Annotated in this window: 20 protein-coding genes; 4 read left to right on the top strand and 16 right to left on the bottom strand. The window is 41.6% G+C overall.

Features of this window, described 5'->3' with window-relative positions:
* Positions 1 to 16: 16 nt before the first annotated feature.
* From ACIQXQ_RS06270 to ACIQXQ_RS06235, 8 genes are all read right to left on the bottom strand, one after another.
* A complete protein-coding gene (locus tag ACIQXQ_RS06270) occupies positions 17 to 1,939 on the bottom strand; it encodes a stage V sporulation protein D (RefSeq protein WP_402868170.1) in 1,923 nt (640 codons plus the stop codon).
* 120 nt (positions 1,940 to 2,059) lie between these two features.
* Entirely contained in the window at positions 2,060 to 4,219 is a 2,160-nt protein-coding gene (locus tag ACIQXQ_RS06265) for a penicillin-binding protein (protein ID WP_402956196.1), read from the bottom strand.
* Positions 4,219 to 4,575 (bottom strand): cell division protein FtsL, encoded by a 357-nt coding sequence (ftsL, locus tag ACIQXQ_RS06260; RefSeq protein WP_402868166.1) that lies wholly within the window; start codon positions 4,573 to 4,575, stop codon positions 4,219 to 4,221. Before ftsL ends, ACIQXQ_RS06265 begins: the two co-directional genes overlap by 1 nt.
* A 32-nt stretch (positions 4,576 to 4,607) precedes the next feature.
* Entirely contained in the window at positions 4,608 to 5,540 is a 933-nt protein-coding gene (gene rsmH, locus ACIQXQ_RS06255; RefSeq protein ID WP_402956194.1) for a 16S rRNA (cytosine(1402)-N(4))-methyltransferase RsmH, read from the bottom strand.
* 50 nt (positions 5,541 to 5,590) lie between these two features.
* A complete protein-coding gene (gene mraZ / locus ACIQXQ_RS06250; protein WP_402868162.1) occupies positions 5,591 to 6,022 on the bottom strand; it encodes a division/cell wall cluster transcriptional repressor MraZ in 432 nt (143 codons plus the stop codon).
* A gap of 277 nt (positions 6,023 to 6,299) precedes the next feature.
* A complete protein-coding gene (bshC, locus tag ACIQXQ_RS06245; RefSeq protein ID WP_402956192.1) occupies positions 6,300 to 7,928 on the bottom strand; it encodes a bacillithiol biosynthesis cysteine-adding enzyme BshC in 1,629 nt (542 codons plus the stop codon).
* A 109-nt stretch (positions 7,929 to 8,037) separates the two neighbouring features.
* A complete protein-coding gene (locus ACIQXQ_RS06240; protein WP_402868159.1) occupies positions 8,038 to 8,430 on the bottom strand; it encodes a DUF3397 domain-containing protein in 393 nt (130 codons plus the stop codon).
* A 4-nt stretch (positions 8,431 to 8,434) separates the two neighbouring features.
* On the bottom strand, positions 8,435 to 9,316 hold the full coding sequence (locus tag ACIQXQ_RS06235) for a 2-dehydropantoate 2-reductase (protein ID WP_402956190.1): 882 nt from the start codon (positions 9,314 to 9,316) through the stop codon (positions 8,435 to 8,437).
* 453 nt (positions 9,317 to 9,769) lie between these two features.
* Here ACIQXQ_RS06235 and ACIQXQ_RS06230 point away from each other — a divergent pair, with 453 nt between their 5' ends.
* A complete protein-coding gene (locus ACIQXQ_RS06230) occupies positions 9,770 to 10,255 on the top strand; it encodes an N-acetyltransferase (RefSeq protein ID WP_402868156.1) in 486 nt (161 codons plus the stop codon).
* A gap of 37 nt (positions 10,256 to 10,292) precedes the next feature.
* Here the strand turns inward: ACIQXQ_RS06230 and ACIQXQ_RS06225 are convergent, their stop codons facing one another.
* The 4 genes from ACIQXQ_RS06225 to ACIQXQ_RS06210 form a co-directional block, all read right to left on the bottom strand.
* Positions 10,293 to 10,925, bottom strand: a complete 633-nt coding sequence (locus tag ACIQXQ_RS06225) for an RsfA family transcriptional regulator (RefSeq protein WP_402868155.1) — start codon at positions 10,923 to 10,925, stop codon at positions 10,293 to 10,295.
* Between the two features lie 79 nt (positions 10,926 to 11,004).
* Positions 11,005 to 11,763: an enoyl-CoA hydratase/isomerase family protein gene (locus ACIQXQ_RS06220; protein WP_402956188.1), complete on the bottom strand. Its 759-nt coding sequence runs from the start codon at positions 11,761 to 11,763 to the stop codon at positions 11,005 to 11,007.
* A gap of 140 nt (positions 11,764 to 11,903) precedes the next feature.
* Positions 11,904 to 12,077 carry a 50S ribosomal protein L32 gene (gene rpmF / locus ACIQXQ_RS06215; RefSeq protein WP_402868151.1) on the bottom strand — a complete coding sequence of 58 codons (174 nt, stop codon included), beginning with the start codon at positions 12,075 to 12,077 and terminating at the stop codon, positions 11,904 to 11,906.
* A gap of 65 nt (positions 12,078 to 12,142) precedes the next feature.
* Positions 12,143 to 12,664, bottom strand: coding sequence for a YceD family protein (locus ACIQXQ_RS06210; protein ID WP_402868149.1), 522 nt, complete (start codon positions 12,662 to 12,664; stop codon positions 12,143 to 12,145).
* A gap of 217 nt (positions 12,665 to 12,881) precedes the next feature.
* On the opposite strand from ACIQXQ_RS06210, the gene ACIQXQ_RS06205 reads away from it, so the two are divergent.
* Positions 12,882 to 14,105: a nucleotidyltransferase gene (locus ACIQXQ_RS06205; protein ID WP_402956186.1), complete on the top strand. Its 1,224-nt coding sequence runs from the start codon at positions 12,882 to 12,884 to the stop codon at positions 14,103 to 14,105.
* A gap of 63 nt (positions 14,106 to 14,168) precedes the next feature.
* On the opposite strand, the gene ACIQXQ_RS06200 is transcribed toward ACIQXQ_RS06205, so the two are convergent.
* Together ACIQXQ_RS06200 and ACIQXQ_RS06195 are read right to left on the bottom strand one after the other, a co-directional pair.
* Positions 14,169 to 15,194, bottom strand: a complete 1,026-nt coding sequence (locus ACIQXQ_RS06200; protein WP_402868146.1) for a SepM family pheromone-processing serine protease — start codon at positions 15,192 to 15,194, stop codon at positions 14,169 to 14,171.
* Positions 15,184 to 15,981, bottom strand: coding sequence for a patatin-like phospholipase family protein (locus ACIQXQ_RS06195; protein WP_402956184.1), 798 nt, complete (start codon positions 15,979 to 15,981; stop codon positions 15,184 to 15,186). The genes ACIQXQ_RS06200 and ACIQXQ_RS06195 overlap by 11 nt, the downstream gene beginning before the upstream one ends.
* A 243-nt stretch (positions 15,982 to 16,224) precedes the next feature.
* Here ACIQXQ_RS06195 and ylbJ point away from each other — a divergent pair, with 243 nt between their 5' ends.
* Positions 16,225 to 17,454 carry a sporulation integral membrane protein YlbJ gene (gene ylbJ, locus ACIQXQ_RS06190; protein ID WP_402956182.1) on the top strand — a complete coding sequence of 410 codons (1,230 nt, stop codon included), beginning with the start codon at positions 16,225 to 16,227 and terminating at the stop codon, positions 17,452 to 17,454.
* A gap of 39 nt (positions 17,455 to 17,493) precedes the next feature.
* On the opposite strand, the gene coaD is transcribed toward ylbJ, so the two are convergent.
* A complete protein-coding gene (gene coaD, locus ACIQXQ_RS06185; protein WP_402868140.1) occupies positions 17,494 to 17,985 on the bottom strand; it encodes a pantetheine-phosphate adenylyltransferase in 492 nt (163 codons plus the stop codon).
* A gap of 12 nt (positions 17,986 to 17,997) precedes the next feature.
* Positions 17,998 to 18,561, bottom strand: a complete 564-nt coding sequence (gene rsmD, locus ACIQXQ_RS06180) for a 16S rRNA (guanine(966)-N(2))-methyltransferase RsmD (protein WP_402868565.1) — start codon at positions 18,559 to 18,561, stop codon at positions 17,998 to 18,000.
* A 467-nt stretch (positions 18,562 to 19,028) separates the two neighbouring features.
* On the opposite strand from rsmD, the gene ACIQXQ_RS06175 reads away from it, so the two are divergent.
* Entirely contained in the window at positions 19,029 to 19,418 is a 390-nt protein-coding gene (locus ACIQXQ_RS06175) for a DUF7147 family protein (RefSeq protein ID WP_402868138.1), read from the top strand.
* The last annotated feature ends 34 nt before the right edge of the window (positions 19,419 to 19,452 follow it).

Here is a 19,452-nt window from a genome sequence, read left to right as displayed (position 1 = left end):
TATTCTTATTTTATACTTATTCTGTTTGTTCGCCAAGATAAATTCTAATTGTTGAACCTTCTTTTAATTTCACTCCTGCATCAGGAGCTTGTTTTATGACTTTATCCCCCTTACCGGCCATGTCTATCTTAAGGTCCAGAAGTTGGGTTTGTAACTCTTTTTTGCTCATTCCAACAACATTTGGTACCTCGATCATCACCGGATCGGTCCAGACTTTTTCTTTTTCAATCTGGTTTTTCCTCGGTTTGACACCCATCGCCCTTAGTGAATCCTCCATGATGTTCCCAACAATCGGGGCAGCGACCACACCACCAAATTGAACGGTCCCTTTCGGATTATCCACAGCGATATACACGACGATTTGGGGATCATCCGCTGGGGCGACACCAATAAATGAGAGTATATAATTATTGTCTAAATATCTCCCGTTCTCGGCTTTTTGGGCTGTTCCTGTTTTCCCCCCGACCCGATACGATTCCACGAAAGCTCCCTTACCGCTTCCTTTTGCCACAACGGATTCAAGTGCTTCCCGAACTTTCTTCGAGGTTTCTTCGGAAATCACCTTTTTTTTTGCCTGTGGGGTTTTCCGCATGACCACTTCCCCCGTTTTCGGGTCGACCAATTCTTTTGCAATATAAGGGGTATATAGTGTCCCTCCATTCACAGCTGCCGATACAGCCGTGACCTGCTGGATGGGCGTGACGGCAACACCTTGTCCAAAAGCCGTGGTTGCCTGTTCAACGGGACCAACACGATCCATATTGAACATGATCCCCCTACCTTCCCCAGATAAATCAATGCCCGTTTTTTGACCGAAACCAAAATCATTTATATATTGGAACAATTTATCTTTACCAAGCCGGTTCCCTAGCTCAACGAAACCCGGGTTGCATGAGTTTTCTACGACTTCCAGAAAAGTTTGGTCACCATGACCTCCGCTTTTCCAGCAATGCAATGTAGAACCTGCAACCTCCACATGGCCGGGATCATAAAAATGGTCGTTTTGTAGATTCACCTTTCCTTCCTCTAGAGCAGCGGCAAGGGTGATGATTTTAAAAGTTGAACCTGGCTCATAAATGCTCCATACCGGCAAGTTACGGTTATATACTTCTGCAGGTACATCTTGGAATTTCGCTGGATCGAAGGTGGGCCTGCTTGACATGGCCAGTATTTCGCCCGTCTTCGGATCCATTGCAATGGCTATGAGTCCATCTGGATCATAAGTGGCCTCCGCATTATCCAGTTCCCGTTCCACAATGGTCTGAATTCGGCTATCAATCGTCAGTTTCAAATTATCTCCGTCTACTGGAGCCTTGAAATCATCCGCCATATTCTCAAGTCTTTTCCCTTTTGCATCCGAATAAAATTTCACAAACCCTCTTTCTCCATTAAGTTCCTTATCATACGATAGTTCGATTCCCATCAATCCCTGGTTATCCGAGCCTGTGAACCCCAGTACATGTGATAAGTACTCACCGAATGGGTAATGCCGCTTGGAGTCTTCCGCGATATATATACCTTTTATGCCGAGGGCCTTGATTTCCTTTGCCTTTTCATGAGAAATTTTCCTTCCCTCGGGAATCCTGGCGCTCATCGCCGGTTTGGTTAACCATTCAAAGGCTTTCTCCTTCGTGATATTCAATATGGAAGCTAGCTGTTCAGAGGTTTCACTTGGATTCTCTATTTGTCGTGGGATGACATATACTGTCGGTGCTGAGATGTTCGTTGCCAACTCGACTCCATTTCGATCCAATATTTCACCACGTTTGGCTTCAAAGGGGATATTCCTACTCCACGAATCCTTAGCTAAGCTTGTCAAATCATTTCCTAGATAAAACTGAACGATCCCTAGGCGAATGTCAATGATAAAAAAGACGACTAATCCTATTGCCAATGCGATTGCGAGCCGTTTTCGGACGGTAACATTTGAAACACGCAAAAACAGGCACCTCCATTTCATACATGCTCAATATATATGCTTGTCTACTTGGTGGTAGAATAAAAACATGCAAGAAAAAGAGTGACCCATATGAGCCACTCTTTTTCTTGCATGCTTATTTTACTCTACAGTCGTCTCTTTTGTTGGCGAATCCTTCGGTGGCTTTTCCGGCTGCCTTAATTCGACTTTGAAAGAGTCTCCTTCTTTAACCTTTGTGCCACCTTTAGGACTCTGTTTACCCACATATCCTGTGCCTGACGTATTCAGATTAAGCTTGGCAATGCTAGCTACCTTCATAACATCACGCAGTGACCAACCAGCCATGTCCGGAACCTTCATTGCCCCTTCAGAACGGAGAATAATTTTTTCCCCTTGAAGAAGGGAACTACCCGATTTAGGGGATTGGTCGAGAACTTTCCGTCCCGTTCCGATTACTTCCACTTCATATCCTAACTCCTCGAGTTCTTTAACGGACGAATTAATAGGTTGATCCGTATAGTCTTCAATCTTGTTAGTTTCCTGCTTTTTCAAATCGGATGGCTTTATGTTTAAATACATGAGGCTGTTTTGCATGACCGGGTTAAATATTTCAGAAAGAGGATCAGCTCCTACATAGGAAACACCTAATTTCGGTTGTTTGACAGCCACATATACGACAAGTTGCGGGTCATCGGCTGGAGCCATTCCCAAGAAGGAAAAGAAATAGTTGTCCTTACCTTCAAGATATCGACCAGTCGGCCCAGGAATCTGCGCAGTCCCCGTTTTTCCGGCTACGTCATACCCATCGATCGCGTACTTCTTGCCCGTTCCTTTTTTTGCCGAGACGACCGTTTCTAAATATTCACGAACTTGTTTTGCCGTCTCTGCCGAAATCGGTTCCCCCGCCACTTTCGGTTTGGTCGTTTTCAACACTTTTCCGGTATCTTGATTGGAAATACTTTTAATGACATAGGGTTGCATCATCTTTCCGTCATTAGCTACCGCTGAAGCCGCTTGTATCTGTTGGATTGGTGTGACCGTTGTCCCTTGCCCAAACGCGGTAGTGACTTTTTCCATTTTATACTTATATTGAATCTTGCCTGTAATCTCATTCGGCAGATCTATTCCCGTCTTTTTATCAAAGCCAAACTTCGTCAAATAGTCGCGGAATGTATCCGCACCTATTTTATCCATGGCTAAGGTTGCAAAAGCGACATTGGAAGACCGTTGAACCCCTTCAAGAAAGGACATGGTCTTGCCTGGCTCGATCCCGCTATGGTCGCCTATGGAACCTGTTGCAGCCTTGTATCTACCTGTTGTAAAACTATCGTTGGGATTAAAGACCCCTTCTTCTACAGCCGCTGCTAGAGTAAATGTTTTAAAGGTGGATCCGGGTTCATAGGTTTCTTCAATGGCCAGGTTGCGCCAAGTATCCGTAAGCCCTTCCTTCGTCGTCGGATGGAATGTCGGCCTTTGGCCCATCGCCAATATTTCGCCTGTTTTAGGATTGGAAACGATGGCGATGATTTGTTCCGGTTTATATTTCCCCTGGACTTTATTCATGGAATCTTCCAGGAATGTTTGTATTTTCTTATCGATTGTGAGCGAAACATTATTCCCATTATGGGGAGCTGATACCTTTTCCTCCGCCCCTGGCAAGATCAATCCCCAAAAGTCACTTTCATAGGTCAGCTTTCCATCCGTTTCCTGCAATTCTTTATTAAGGTACTTTTCGATACCGAATTTCCCTGTCATCTCTTCTGTTTCTTCATCCTTTTCTACATATCCAATCAAATGAGAAGCAAAGACCCCATTTGGATAGAAGCGTTTGTTCGTTCTTCCAAACGTGATTCCTGGCAACTCTAATTTTTCGATTTTCTGTTTGGTGTCCTGCGTCAAGTCTTTTCCAGCACTCCCAAACTCCACTTGATACGCCCCTTTTTTTGATAGGCGTTCATAAATGGCCTGTTCATCCATATCTATATATTTAGCAAGCTTACTCGCGGTCATTTCTGGGTCTTTCACCCGTTCGCTTTCTTTTTCGCTCAAGATGGCACGTAAGATATAGGAGGAAGTATCCACAGCGATGACGTCTCCCTTAGTATCTAGAATACTGCCACGTTTCGCTTCAATAACCTGCTCTTTCTCATATTTCTTATCGATTTTTGAAGCAAGTACCTCTCCCCCGGCTGTACCCGTCACACCAATATATAAAAAGCGGCAGATTAATACAAAGAAGAGCAGGCTGAATACGAAGAATAATCCAGCTGCTCCAAGCTTCATATTTTTTTGTTTCTGCATCAGTTCTGCACAACCTTCACGTTATTATCATCCAATCCAAGGCCTAATTTGGCAGCGATTGCCCAAATGCGCTCATATCTACTAAGTTCGTCGACCTGCACCATTAAATCATCATTCAATTTACCTTGTTCTTCAATGGTCGCTTCAACCTGTTGGATTTCTTTATTCGTTTCATAAATGGCAGCTTGATTGGAAACTATCTTCACACACGCAAAGGTAATCATGATAGCAATGGCGCATAGTAATAACACTTCACCAATCGATATTTTCGCTTTACGGATGACAACAGTTTGCTGGGATTGTTGCTGTTGATCTTCATATTGCTTTTCTTGTATTTTTTTTGCTATGGCACTCATTCATGCTCCCCCTTACTGTTTTTTTCTGTAGTTTACTGTTTTTCGGCAATCCTTAATTTCGCCGAGCGTGATCGGTTATTACCTTCCAGCTCTTCTTCCGAAGGTAAAATCGGTTTTCTTGTAATTAATTTCAGAGTCGGTTTGAATTCATCAGGGATGATCGGTAGGCCATGCGGAAGATCTGGTAGGGCGCTGGCTTTTTTAAATACCGTCTTACATATCCGATCTTCCAATGAATGGAAAGTGATGACAGATATTCTTCCCTCGGGATTCAACATGGATATCGCTTGTTCAAGGGAATCCTCAAATACGCCCAATTCATCATTTACAGCGATTCTGATTGCCTGGAATACTCGTTTCGCAGGGTGTCCACCTTTACGTCGGGCCGGGGCAGGAATTCCTTCTTTAATTAATTCCACTAACTCAAATGTCGTTTCAATCGGTTTTATTTCACGGGCCGCTTCTATTTTCCGGGCAATTTGCTTGGAGAATTTCTCTTCCCCATACTGGAAGAAAATCCTGAGCAAGTCATGGTAAGACCATGAATTCACCACATCATAAGCTGAAGTCGCCGCACTTTGATCCATCCTCATATCCAGTGGAGCATCGTGATTGTAGCTGAATCCACGTTCAGGTGTATCTAGTTGTGGAGAGGACACACCTAAATCATAAAGGATCCCATCTACCTTATTGACTCCACGAGCATTCAACTCTTCTTGAAGATATTTAAAATTATTAGGAACAAGTACGACACGGTCCCCATAGCTTTCTAATTTAGCTTTAGCATTCTGAATCGCCGTTTCATCCTGATCAAAAGCATACAATCTGCCTTTGTCAGAGAGCTGTGACAGCAAGTATTCGCTGTGACCTGCTCCTCCTAAAGTACAATCTACATAAATTCCATCAGGTTTGATGTTCAAGCCATCAACCGTCTCTTTTAATAACACTGTTGTATGTTGAAACATGTTAGACATCCTTCCAATCGGTAATTGAGTCACTCTATTCGAGGGCAGCCTTAAATTTCAAAGCCAATCATATTTTCTGCTATCTCAGCGAAAGAATCCTCTGAAGCTGAAAAATAGTTTTCCCAAAGGGATTTGCTCCAAATCTCAATTCGATTGGTAACACCAAGAATTACACATTCTTTTTCCAATTGGCCATATGAAGTAAGCGGCGTGGGAATATTAATTCGCCCTTGCTTATCAATTTCGCATTCTGTTGCAGCGGAAAAGAAAAAACGGGTAAAGGCACGAGCGTCTTTTTTGGTTATGGGCAGGGCTTTCAGCTTCTCTTCCAATAGCTTCCACTCATTCATAGGATAACCAAATAGGCATTGATCGAGTCCGCGGGTAAGCACAAATTGTTCCCCTAGGTTGTCCCTGAATTTCACCGGGACAATCAGACGGCCTTTTATATCGATGTTATGATGGTACTCTCCCATGAACATACCCACTACCCCCACATTCTAATCTCAATGTACCACATTCCCCCACCTTTCTCCACTTGTTTTTACTTTCGCCTTTATTGTAAAAATCCCCTTCTTTTACATAGAAGTTTATTTAGCCAATATTCTTATCGAAAACCTCTCTTCTTCTCGAATGGGCACAAACTAAGAGAGTGTTCCTCTTTTCCTGTCGAAAGTTTTCGGAAAACAAAAAGAAGACAGGCGAATCACCTGTCTTTAATCTTCTTTATATCCTCCACTTTTCTCCACCGCGGAGACCTTACAAGTAAATCAGTTTATGCTGGTTATTAAACTGATAGTCCAGTTTCATGATTTCCTTTATAAAATCGGGTCCATATTGATTCAAGTAATAAAAAACATTCCAGGTTCTCTCTTGGGGAGATTCCAAAGGATACAGCGAATTGGCGATACGTTCGTATTTTTTCAAGACGAACGAGTGACGTTCTTTCGTCCGTTCCCCAATCTTACCGTTCATGAATGCTAGTTGTTTCTGGATGAATTCAATATTTTTATTTAGAATCGGTTCAAGCCCCTTATCCAATGAAACAGCATGCATCGATAACTTTTGATGGTTCTCTTCAAGTTGGGATTTCATCGTCTGGAATAAGTGATCGACCGTTTCATCTTTCACAGAATCGAGATAACGCTGTACGGTTCTTCCCGTCCCTTCGGTTAGCACTGTCTTCAACGTTATTTCCGTTTCATCCAAGTCCGTCTGGATACCCCGCTCAACGATAGTTATATTCAATCTTGGGATGATGGGTGGCATCTTCATAGCAAATAGTTCAAATGCTCGTTTCAATTCTGCCCAATAGGCAATTTCACCCGGTCCAGAAATGAAGGCTAGAACGGGAAAGAGCATTTCCTGCATGAGTGGGCGCGTAACAACATTATTACTTAATTGCTCTGGATGGGTTTTCGCCATTTGCAAGAGTTCCTGCTCCGAGAAAGAGAGCTCACCATTTCTGGCAGTGAACTTGCCCTCCGACCGTTTAAGTAAGCAGCGATCTTTTTTGGCAGTATCGTAATAAAACAGATTGGCTGGCTGTTCTCCCATTTCAATCATTTTGGAATAACCTTGTTCTTGCATGAAGGTTTGTTGCTTTCCAACCTCTTCTGCAATCTTTTCGCTTTTTCCTATCAACGACTCAAAAAAGCCTGTTTCTAAATTTCTAAGGGCTGGATCTCCTGCGTCAACAAGCAAGAGGCCATATTCTTGGAACCATTCGTGAATCAAACGAGCAAAAAAGTCGACGAATGTATTCGATTGCTTAACGGTTTCCTTCATATCCATAAGGAGTTTATTCGTAAAGGCGGTTTCGCCATATGTTTCAATGATTTCTTCGAACCATTGCTCCATCTTTTTTTCATCGATTTCTATATCTGTGATCATGGTCTTGAAAGGCTGATAAGAAGGATAAGATTTTTTATCCGGTTTACCATTTTTCATGACATACACATGGTTGACCTCAGCTAGGTCATGATCTTCACCAGCTATCCAAAACACAGGAATGACCGGTTTTCCCAGTGACTTCCTTTGTTCTAGTGCAAGCTTGATGATTGAAATCACTTTATGTATCGTATAAAGGGGACCAGACAACAAGCCCGCCTGCTGTCCTCCAACGACAACGACCGAATCATCACGTCGTAATTCTTCAATGTTTTTATTAACAGCCTCACTGCTTGAAAAACGAGACATATATGTCTGTATGTAATTCGATAATGCTTCTCGTGAAAAAGTCCTGTTCATCAGCTCTTGATATCTATTGCGATAGATGTCCGGGTTGGACAAGTCATAGTGAAAATAATCTTCCGTTTCAAGCTCGCCCTGTAAATAGTCCGATGCGAAACGGTTTAATGATGGTAACGCGAGATCTTTCATCTCCATGTATGTTCTCCCTTTCTCTGCAACTACAATTCTTTTTAGAGTATAACATTCTGTTTTAAGAAAACAAAAAATGTTGCCCAGGAGCAGAAAATTGATGCTTTGCCATTCATTATGCAGTAAAGATTCTAGTAATTCTCGTAATAAATCCTATAGAAAATAAAAGAAGGTACGCGCAAAAAAAGAATGCGAAGTTCACTCTCCAAAATCCTTTCAATACTTTTTGAAAAATGATTTCTCCTTTAACTTGATAATGGACAAGAACAACAACGAATGCATTGGCTATCATGATGAGCATGATCACCCAAAAAATATGTATGTCCCAAATTGTCACGATTAAATAATGGACCGATAATACAAAAAACAAAGTACTCATATCCATGGCAAATTGAACGGAACGCTTATGGTTCCTTGTAAATTGCTTGGCACTAATAAAAAATATGACATAACCTATAAATGGAAGTGTAATGAAAATCGCGGCAAGACTTGAAACAAAGTTTGGCATACCCTCATCCCCCTTGGAACTCTTTTCCTTTGATCATTGCATAAAGAGAAGACGTTAAACATGCCTTTTTCTCTTTTCGTATTGCCTCCGAAATGATATAACCTAAGATTGCGTCGATTTCCGTTTTTCTTCCAAGTTCAATATCTTTCAGCATGGAAGATCTATTTTCTGAGGTCTTCGAACACACGGATTTTACGTGGTTAAAAGATTCCTCTGCATCTGGTAATTCCAGTACAGACGATATTTCAGCAAATAGTTCCTGGAATAATCGGTAATAATACGGATTACTGATCAAACGCCCATTTTCCACTTCCAATAACGCGGTCAGAGGGTTGATTACAGCGTTAACGATTAACTTGTCCATTAGCATGGCATGGTAGTCCTCACACTTACGGAATGGAAAGTAGTCGTTGTTCGCATCCAGAAATGGAAGTACATTCAAGTCCCCCCTGAAAGACGCAACTCTGGTTATACCAAACCCGGTATGTTCCACTGTATTCGGGTCGAGCTTCAACGCCCCATGTTCCACCACACCAACACAAACGGTCGCTGACTTCAACTCCTTTAAATAAGAAATGTGCCCATAGCCGTTCTGCAAAAACAACAAAGGTACATCCATCCCCTCGATCACTGGCAGGACTTGCGGTATATGATACTGTTTAACCGCGACTAGGATTATCTCTTCTCCCCTTATTCCACTTTCGATTGCGTTGGATGTTATATTTCTTTTCCTGGTCACTCCATTCACGATGCAACGGAGACCCTCACTATTAATACATGATGCCTGTTCCTCTGTACGTGTATAAATCGTTACACTGTGCCTCTCACTTAAATAAGAGGCGAATAACAATCCAACGGAGCCGCCTCCAATTACGCCGATTTTCATATTACCCTTCCTAACTTTTCTCATATACTGACTATTTTAACACATTTTCTTTTTTCACTACCTTGCTTTTTCCATATCAAGGGGGACCAACAAAATGCTACAAACAAATCGTTATCACCATTTCCGTCTTTCAACAGCTAATTGCACAAAAACACAAAAACATAGAGAAGTATAAATACGCCAGCCATGGGTATAACTCCTTCTTCACGAGCTAAATTAATGGTATATTATATATGAAAAGTCGTGGATTCCTTAAAGTTTTTAAACACAAACGAATGATACCCTATCTTTATTCTTTGATGATCGATATAAAGAAAAGGAAAGGGATAATGATCAAACGGCTTGTTAGACTCGATTTAGTGAGGAAAGGTTTTAATGGTGACTGTAGTTAGGGTTACTTGTTGATTTAAAAGCATGACGGGAGTAGTTTATCAGAATGAGGGGGAGTTTTATATGGAATACAAGGTGGAACGGTTACTTGTGAATTTTAAGACGCTTGAGGAGTTCAAGAAGTTCAAGGAATATGGGATGCAAGAATTATCCATGCTCGATGATTTAGAGGGGAATATCATTGAGAACGACAGTCAATCGCCTTTCTACGGCATCTTTTATGGTGACATGTTGGTTGCTAGAATGAGCCTATACAAAAAAGATGCTAAATTCGACCGATATTTTGATAAAACAAAAGACTTTCTTGTCCTCTGGAAGCTCGAAGTTCTTCCCAACTACCAAAACAAAGGGTACGGCAAAGCTTTAGTCGACTTCGCCAAAAGCTTTAATATGCCAATCAAAACGAATTCCAGGGTACACTCCCAAGCGTTCTGGGAAAAGATGGGCTTCTCTCCCGCATCCTATGAAATGGATCGTGACTACGGAGAAAATCCTTTGATTTGGACCCCCATTGAAAAACAAGATGAAATCATAGATACACAAGAATAAATGAAAAATGCGGGCGGATTTTTTCCACCCGCATTTTTCATTTATTTACCCTTTCCAAGTTACCGTTCTTATCCATTTGAAAACTCACCTTTGGATTTAACTTTTCATCTTCTAGGACACTGAGTTTTCTAGCCCGCTCCATAATTTGCATGAGAGCCCGATAATCTTCTTCCACTACTCTTAAATTATCCCGTAATAACTCATTCTCTTCCCGCAGCCTTTCATTTTCCTGTTCAAGATTATAAGAATGCCGGGCATTCCTTTCCATTTCTTCCCTATCAATTTTAAAGGTTTCATCCACCTTCGTTAAATATGAAATAACGTCTTGGAGAGGAGTAGATGGCGATGATGGCAATTCCCTTTTCCACTCAGCTGCTACCTCTTGTTCGTTCGGGACTTCTTCATTCTCAACAGCTTCCCCTTCGAAACCATTATCCCGCATGGCCTGTTCTTTTCTCTGCTTTTTAGCCAACTCAATTCCTGACTTATATTGCTTTCTGACAAAAGAATTCCAACGAAAACCGCAGGCTGCAGACGTTCTTGTTAACTGTTTCCCCACCTCTTCAAATGCCTTCAGTTGCGTACTGCCTTCCCTAATATGCCTTAGCACCACTTCAGCCAACAATAAATCCTCGTCCTGTGTCCATGCATCTTGTCTCGCAATCGTCATCTCTCTACCTCCAAGCAAGTTTTACTTCATGATATGCACTTGATAGGAAAGATAGACGGAATATAGAAGCGATAAAGATTTATTTTTTTTTATTAAAAAAACGGCTGACCGCGTCATGATGGGCTTCCGTTGCCCATAGTTTGGAACATTCACGGATTTCCGCATCCATTCTTTCTTTCAGGCCTCCATCTTCCCATTTCTTAACCAGTATTCTTTTATAAGCCATTAAAACCCCGGGTTCATGGCGTAGGAAATGTTGGGGAAATCTTTCCCAGTCTTCCATATCAATTATCTCGTCTATGAAACCAAATTCCTTTGCATCCTCGGAGCTATGTACTTTAGCATCAAGCAGTAACTTCATCGCTTTTTGTTCCGGAAGTTTTTCAAACAAGAGTGACGCTGCCCCCCAGCCTGTTGTTATCCCTAGCGTTCCCTGAACAAACCCTAACTTTATCCCCTTTTTCGCCAATCTGAAATCACAAGCCGTGGCAATTTCACACCCGCCTCCGACAGCGCTTCCGTTGAGTAGGGCAATTGTAGGTTTCGGAAAGATCGCCAGTTCATACAGTACTTTCCCCATCCTCGATAGCATGGCAAAAGCCTCTTCCTCTGTATAAAGATTTTGAAATTCACTTAAATCGCCCCCCGAGCAGAAAGCCTGTGAGCCCTCTCCCGTCAAGAGTAATACTTTGACATCCTTATCACTAGCCGCTTGTGATAAAGCTATTCCTAGTTCATCCATCAACTGAAAATTAACCGCATTTCTTTTCTCAGGTCTATTAAATGAAATCTTCAAGTATCCTTTTGCATTCTTTTCAACGATTAATGTGTTATACACGTGAACACCTTCTCCATGTCTCTATTTATTCTAAATATTCAATTAAATTAATTTGTAAAAAAAGCGCAGAGATTTATCTCTGCGCTTTGATTAGCGTGTTGCATAATCAAGAAAGCAATGCTTTCGAGTAGGTCAAGAAATTATTTTGCGACAACTTCTTTTCCTTTATATGTTCCACATTCTTTACACACGTGATGTGAAAGAGTCATTCCACCACAGCTCGGGCATTCTACCATACCAGGTACTTGAAGCTTGAAGTGCGTACGACGTTTTCTTTTTGCAGTTTTCGACGTTCTTCTAAAAGGTACAGCCATTATTCCCACCTCCTTAAAAAATATAAAAAAGCTGGAAAAATCGGATTAGCGATTTTTCGTTCCAATTAAGATTCTTTATTGTTGTCAAAAAAGTCGGCAAGCTTTGCAAATCTAGGATCAACCTTATGTTTAGTTTCTTCTTCAGAAATAACAGCCCAGTCTTTCCCGGATTGAGGAGCAGCTTCATTAGGATCGACATCCTCACAAAAAACCTGCATCGGAATTTCTAGCAATAAATTTTCTTTAATTACCGGTATAAGATCTACAACATCGCCTTCCACCACAGTAACGTCTTCTCCGTAGAAATGATCGCCATCTGCTTTTAAAAGAAAGGTTTCCTTTGTATCAATATCAATCGGATATTTCACGTCTACCAGTGTACGGGAACAAGGTAATGTTAATTCACCTGTAAGATGTAAGTGAAAAGTAATCTCGGTCGAGTTGATATCAGCTCTTCCTGTTACTCTAATTGGAGAAACGTCGCGTATTTGCTTGTCTCTTTCCTTAATGTCTAAGACATCCACCAATTCATCTAACTGCAAATTTTTGTCCCGAATTTTTTGAAGTTGACTAATTGTCCATTTCATATGAAATCACCTCAAGGCAACAAAAATAATTATAGCTTTCAATTATAAGTTTGTCAATATTTTTTCTTTACACTATAATGTAGTCATCCTAACTGATTTGCCAAGTTTAAAATCATTTCAAACAAAAAATCAGGACGAAACATTCTAGTTCTCTTACTTGAAATACTATTTTAGCACTAAGTTGGAAAAATACAAAGTTTTTCTCTGAGGTGATTGAATGAAATCTTGCGGTTTAGTAGTCGAATATAATCCATTTCATAATGGCCATGCACTCCATGCCAGAGAAAGCAGACAAAAGACAGAGTCGGATATAGTAGTTGCTGTGATGAGCGGACCGTTTTTACAGCGAGGTGAACCGGCGCTTGTCAGTAAGTGGTCACGAACGGAAATGGCCCTACTGGGTGGCATTGACCTTGTCATTGAACTTCCCTATTCCTTTGCTGTCCAAAAAGCGGAACTATTCGCGAAAGGTTCCATATCCCTTCTCGAATATTTGGGCTGTGACTCCTTCTGTTTCGGCAGTGAAGATGGCCGAATCGAACCCTTCATCGAGGCCCATGGCATTCTATCTGAAAATGCCGAAACATATAACGAAACTCTTAAATCTTTGATGGAAAAGGGAAACAGTTACCCTGCAAGTGCATCAAAGGCATTCCAAGCGATAAGCAAGAACACGGAGATGTTGGATTTAACAAAGCCAAATAATATCCTTGGTAAAGAGTATGTTAGTACGGCCCTATCCAATGGATTCTCGATTGAACCCTATACGATACAACGGGTGGCCGCTGGCTACCATGATGTCCAGCTATCTTCAAGCCCCATCGCGAGCGCAACAGGGATCCGCAAGGCGCTACTAGAACAAAAACAGGAATTAGAGGCAGTGGGGACTTATATCCCCCCTTCAACCTTGCATGGGCTTCAACATTACCTAGCCACCTATCATGCTTTACATGAATGGAATATGTATTGGCCTTTATTGAAGTATCGGATTCTCGCATCCTCCCTGACAGAGTTGGCCGACATCTATGAAATAGAGGAAGGAATCGAGTATCGGATGAAGGAAATGGCAAAGGAAGCTATGAACTTTCATGACTTCATAACCGCCATGAAAACAAAACGCTATACCTGGACCCGAATTCAACGGATGTGTGTCCATATTTTGACCCATACGTTAAAAGAAGATATGATTCATGCCGAGCAACCTTCTTATATCAGGTTGCTTGGGATGAATCGTAGGGGGCAAGCTCACCTTCGAAAAGTAAAAAAAGAGTTGCCGGTCCCGCTCATATCCAGGCTTTCAGCCTATCAAGATCATCATATCGATACGGACATGCGAGCTGCACAGGTATATGCAATGGGGCTACGCGAACCTTATCAAACGGCGCTAATGAAGAGGGAGTTTGAAGCTCCAATCATAAAAACCAATTCGTTGGACACATGAAAGGCAGATCCTCTCCCTATCACACAAAAAAGCGCAAAACAGTTAGACTGCTTGCGCTTTTTTTCATTTTTTCGTTTCCTTGATCTTGGATAAATACTCTAATGCGTCATCAAAACTATCCACGGGGATGATTTTCATTTTCGTTTTAATGTCCTTCGCTGCTATCATCGCCTCTTCATAGTTCGACCCTGACGCGCCATTTTCATTAGGGGCAAAAAAGATTTCGGCTCCGGAATTATCAGCTGCGACAATCTTCTGCTGGATTCCGCCGATTGGACCAACCGTCCCATCATCCGTTATGGTTCCTGTCCCCGCTATATCGTAGCCTTTTGTAATATCCCCCTCTGTTAATTGGTTGTAAATTTCAAGGGAGAACATCAATCCAGCTGAGGGCCCACCAATTTGATCCGTATCGATCGTAACGGTCGGCTTCGTGATAACCTTACGATAATCATCAAGGGAGATGCCTATTCCTACCCTACTGGAATCATCCTTAAATGTTTTTAAAGGAATCGTGACCTTTTTCTCTTCACCTTCCCTTTTAAACACCAAATCAATCTCGTCTCCAGCTTTCTTACCATTGATATAGTCCATGAACTCTTGGGCTGACTTGAATCTCACACGATCGACTTGTATAATCTGATCTCCCGCCTTCAATTCCTTCGCTGCCGGCATTTCTTCGAGTACATCCAGAACATATACACCTAAGTATTGATAATCTACCTCTTTGCCCGCTTTATCATAAGCAATCTTAATTGCGTTATTTTTAGACCCGTCCATTAAATGCAACTGCCTGACATTATATTCTTCGTCTGTTTCATCTTGACTACGAATCGAGGTCTCCGGATAAATTTCCTGGTACTTACTCCACTTAGCTAATAAATAGGAGTAAATATTCGCCTTCCCCATCCTTACGGTAGTCAACATGAAGCTCCCTTGCTCTTCGTCCGCACCCGATACTTGAATAATCGGCTCCAATTCTTTAGCCATTCCTGGTTTCGTCACATAATATGGGAGAGAATATAGCGCCGAGGCTATAAGGAGTATAGCGGCCACCAGGATAGTGCGTACAAACATTTTACGATTCATCTACATAAGACTCCTTCCAAGCACTGATACTTTGCTTAATCTGATCTACCTTATCCCTAGCAGCATCTTCTCCAATACTAATTATTTCCTGTATATTTGTAAATGCCTTTGAACTGTATTTTTCCACTCTTGGTCGGATCATGACATCCGAGGCAACTACTCTACTTTCGACCAATTCCATTTGCAAGATGTCGAGACTCTGCATGATAACGTCATATATCGAATTTATTTCTACGTCCTGTTTCACATGTGCAACATCCACAGCAATGATAATATCCGCTCCCATTTCCTTTACGACCGAAACCGGGACCCTATCAATTACCCCTCCATCGACAAGGAGTCGATCTCCAATTTTCTCAGGAACGAAAATTCCCGGGACCGAGATACTGGCTCTTACCGCAGGGGCTAGCGGTCCTTCACGAAATACGACCTTTTCCCCCGTCCTGATATCCGTGGCAACAACAGCCACCGGTATATCCAAATCTTCAAGATTCTTGCCGTATGTGAAAACCCGGATTAAATCCTTCGTTCGTTTACCTGAAATAAAGCCCATTTTTGGTATCGTAAAATCCAAGTAATATTTACGTTTAAATGCTCGCGAAAGTGTATAAAGCCTCTCAATATCTGAACCCGCGCCATAAAAGGTAGCCACCATCGCTCCCATGCTGCTTCCGGCGATCATATCTATTGGAATGCCTTCTTTTTGCAACACCTTAATTACCCCAATATGTGCAAAACCTCTCGCTCCCCCCGACCCGAGTGCTAACCCGATCTTTGGATGCGGCATAAAAATCTCCCCTCACTATAAAAGTTCAATTCTTTTCAAAATCGTACTCATACAAAGTTATGGTCTTAAACAGTTTTATAGAAGCATATTGTTTATATTGACAGTAAAACAAGCCAAACAACAGAAGATTCAGATAACTTACCGAAGCATATAGCCTTTCACTGTATCTATTATCTACATTTTATCATGTTTTACCAGTAGACCCTACGCTATTCGTAACCCTTTTAGGAGGAGGCTCAGAACTTGCTTAAATCAAAATCTAAAACAATAGTATTAGCCATCACGGTTACCATGATGGCAGTTGGCTTAGTCATCTTCCCCCAGGAATCCTTTGACGCTTCTAAAGGTGGATTAAATATGTGGTGGAAAATTGTTTTTCCCTCCCTCCTTCCTTTCTTGATTTTTTCGGAGTTATTAATTAGCTTTGGCGTAGTCAAGTTCATCGGTGTGATACTCGAACCTTTCATGCGACCCTTATTCCGCGTACCCGGTGTTGGAGGGTTTGTATGGGCTATGGGGCTTGCATCAGGTTTTCCGGCAGGAGCCAAATTCACGGTAAGGCTCCGTCAAGAGAAACAAGTCAGCCAAATTGAAGCGGAAAGACTCGTTTGCTTCACTAATTCATCCAACCCTCTGTTCCTATTCGTTGCAGTTGCCGTAGGATTTTTCCACAATCCCCACTTGGGCATCATCCTGGCACTTGCCCATTATTTAGGCAATCTGTGTGTAGGGATTTTGATGCGCTTTTATCGGAGAAAAGAGGAAAAGGGGAAATTCCAGCCCAAAAGCACAGCTAAACTGCCTTCCATCAGACAAGCCTTTAGTCAAATGCACCGCACACGCTTAAAAGAAACCCGGCCGTTTGGAACGTTGCTTGGTGATGCCGTTCTATCCTCCATTCAAACGCTCCTTATGATAGGTGGATTCATCATCCTATTTTCTGTTGTCAATCGACTTTTATTTCATATGAATATAACCAGCCTGCTTGCGACAGGAATCGGAGGGATATTGCATCTCATGAAATTTCCCGATTCTTTAAGCCTTCCATTCATCTCAGGCATGTTTGAAATGACTCTTGGATCTAAATTAACCAGCAAGATAGAAAATGCGAGCCTCCTGCAACAGACAATCATGACTAGTTTCATCCTTGCTTTCAATGGATTTAGCATTCAAGCCCAAGTGGCCAGTATCATCGCAACGACCGATATTCGTTTTATGCCATTTTTCCTGGCCAGAATTGCACATGGCTTCTTTGCCGCCATTTTTACCGTTATACTCTGGGAACCCTTCTATAGAGGCACTGATTACAATGGAAATGTAATTAATGATTTCCCGGTCAATGGATTTACAGGAGAACGTGCACATTCTCTTTACCAATACATGTTGGATTTTGGTCCGCTTCTCACACTCGCTTTTCTCATGATTTACATCATCTTATTCGCTAAACGTCTCATCAGCGACTTTCATAAATAAAAAAGAGCACAGTCCACAAAGCGGGCCATGCTCTCTTTCCTATGCTTTTTGTTCTTCGTACTTTTGTGTCAAAGCTTTCTGAACAACAGGCGGTACTAATTCTGTTATATCCCCACCATATTTCGCGACCTCTTTTACGATACTGGAACTTAAGAATGAATATTGATTTTTCGTCATGATGAAAAATGACTCAATATTGTTGTTCAAAAATCTATTCATCGAGGTTCCTTGCATCTCATATTCAAAATCTGAAGTCGCCCTCAAGCCCCTGATAATTGCATTGGCGGAAACGCTTTCAGCATAATCGACCGTCAATCCCTGGTAGGAATCCACCTTAACATTCGGCATATGAGCCGTTGCTTCAGTGATTAACTTCAATCTCTCTTCTACAGTAAACAGTGAATGTTTTGCTGAATTGTTCACAACAACTACATAGACCTCATCAAATACGTTAGCTCCCCTTTGAATGATATCAAGATGGCCAAAAGTAATCGGATCAAAACTTCCCGGACAAATCGCTATTTTCGACATTCATCGTTCCCCCTATTCGTGTACGTTCCCCCACTGATAAATCGTTACCGCAATACTCCCATATACTTCTTTTCTCTTGATTGTAAAGTCGCCAATTTGTTCTGGCAACGAAACATCATCGCCATGCTCACAAACAATATACCCCATATCGCTGAGCAAGCGGTTTTTATGTATCTCTTCCAATAAATCCACGAGCTTTTGCTTTTTATAAGGTGGATCAAGAAAAATCAAATCAAAGATCATTTCTCTTTTCACCAACGCCTTTAAAGCACGTTCTGAATCATTTTTATAAACCTCAGCACAGTCCGTGAATTTACATAATTCCAAGTTCGCCTTGACAGTTTGGTTAGCTTTAAAATCGCGGTCTACAAAGATAGCTCGATCCATCCCCCTGCTCAAGGACTCGATTCCCAATCCACCACTGCCGGCAAACAAGTCTAAAACAATCCCGCCCTCAAAATAAGGACCAATCATGTTAAAAATGGATTCCTTGACTTTATCCGTAGTCGGCCGGGTTCCTGTACCCGGTACAGCCTTAAGTGGTCTTCCTTTGCAACTTCCGGAAACGACCCTCATCATTCTCACCACATTTTATGACAAATTTCTGTTACTTTCCTATCCTAACATATTAGAAATTACTAGCCAATAACAAAAGCCAAATACACCCGTTTAAGCGAGAACAATTTAAATACATTCCCCCTTTAAATAAAAAGGGCATATCCTCCTCATTAAAATCTCTAATAGTTTGAATAGATAAGCTGATTTTGGTCATAATGAAAATAACAACATGACTTATTAAGTGTTGTTGCCAACCGCGGAGAAGGCTTACGTTTCCCCATAAGTCTTCCTCCGGTTTCTCCTCTCCCTTTGCCTTCTGGTCCTTAATTAGACATAGAAGGACCCTGCATGAAAGTGCAGGGTTTTTTTTATGAAACTGCCGTTATCATGGGCTTTTAGAACCGATTCAGCTTTAAGTTGGCTCTTCTCTTTTACGGGATAAAATGATAAAGTAATGAAAGATAAGTTAGTGAGGAGAGGTTTAATTGATTCAACGTTTTATAGAACTTGGACAAGGTTATTCAGATATATATGAACTGATCGAGGTAGGGCGCAATCAGCAACACCGTGTAGCTAGGATGCTGGCCATGCATACTACGCTTGATGATAAAAAGGTAACTTCATTGGTTATCGTCATGCAACCAACAGATCCGGGAAAATTCCAACCTCTATATATTTGCCGTGAGGGGATCCCAAACCCTCATTTTACCGCCAATAAACGATATCAACTATTTGAAGATCTGGCTAAAGAACTAGACAGACCAATTATAGAAATAGATGTGAAGTCTTCAAAACTTTTCGCCGAAATAGAATTGTACTATCAGCACTTGATAGGTATTTTGCGTATGAATAGATACCTACCGCCATTGGGCTGAAGAGATGAAAAAAAGTGCTGACTCCTCGAGTCAG

Source organism: Peribacillus sp. NPDC097198 (assembly GCF_044762055.1).
In the GTDB taxonomy this organism is placed as follows: Bacteria; Bacillota; Bacilli; order Bacillales; family DSM-1321; genus Peribacillus.
Note: the sequence above shows the minus strand (reverse complement) of the source record. Positions and strands in the feature narration are given on the sequence as shown.

Coding starts and splice junctions, on each gene's coding strand:
- ACIQXQ_RS06265 (WP_402956196.1), bottom strand. CDS start 4,219: ATGCAGAAACAAAAAAATATGAAGCTTGGAGCAGCTGGATTATTCTTC.
- ftsL (WP_402868166.1), bottom strand. CDS start 4,575: ATGAGTGCCATAGCAAAAAAAATACAAGAAAAGCAATATGAAGATCAA.
- rsmH (WP_402956194.1), bottom strand. CDS start 5,540: ATGTTTCAACATACAACAGTGTTATTAAAAGAGACGGTTGATGGCTTG.
- mraZ (WP_402868162.1), bottom strand. CDS start 6,022: ATGTTCATGGGAGAGTACCATCATAACATCGATATAAAAGGCCGTCTG.
- bshC (WP_402956192.1), bottom strand. CDS start 7,928: ATGGAGATGAAAGATCTCGCGTTACCATCATTAAACCGTTTCGCATCG.
- ACIQXQ_RS06240 (WP_402868159.1), bottom strand. CDS start 8,430: ATGCCAAACTTTGTTTCAAGTCTTGCCGCGATTTTCATTACACTTCCA.
- ACIQXQ_RS06235 (WP_402956190.1), bottom strand. CDS start 9,316: ATGAAAATCGGCGTAATTGGAGGCGGCTCCGTTGGATTGTTATTCGCC.
- ACIQXQ_RS06230 (WP_402868156.1), top strand. CDS start 9,770: ATGGAATACAAGGTGGAACGGTTACTTGTGAATTTTAAGACGCTTGAG.
- ACIQXQ_RS06225 (WP_402868155.1), bottom strand. CDS start 10,925: ATGACGATTGCGAGACAAGATGCATGGACACAGGACGAGGATTTATTG.
- rpmF (WP_402868151.1), bottom strand. CDS start 12,077: ATGGCTGTACCTTTTAGAAGAACGTCGAAAACTGCAAAAAGAAAACGT.
- ACIQXQ_RS06210 (WP_402868149.1), bottom strand. CDS start 12,664: ATGAAATGGACAATTAGTCAACTTCAAAAAATTCGGGACAAAAATTTG.
- ACIQXQ_RS06205 (WP_402956186.1), top strand. CDS start 12,882: ATGAAATCTTGCGGTTTAGTAGTCGAATATAATCCATTTCATAATGGC.
- ACIQXQ_RS06200 (WP_402868146.1), bottom strand. CDS start 15,194: ATGAATCGTAAAATGTTTGTACGCACTATCCTGGTGGCCGCTATACTC.
- ACIQXQ_RS06195 (WP_402956184.1), bottom strand. CDS start 15,981: ATGCCGCATCCAAAGATCGGGTTAGCACTCGGGTCGGGGGGAGCGAGA.
- coaD (WP_402868140.1), bottom strand. CDS start 17,985: ATGTCGAAAATAGCGATTTGTCCGGGAAGTTTTGATCCGATTACTTTT.
- rsmD (WP_402868565.1), bottom strand. CDS start 18,561: ATGAGGGTCGTTTCCGGAAGTTGCAAAGGAAGACCACTTAAGGCTGTA.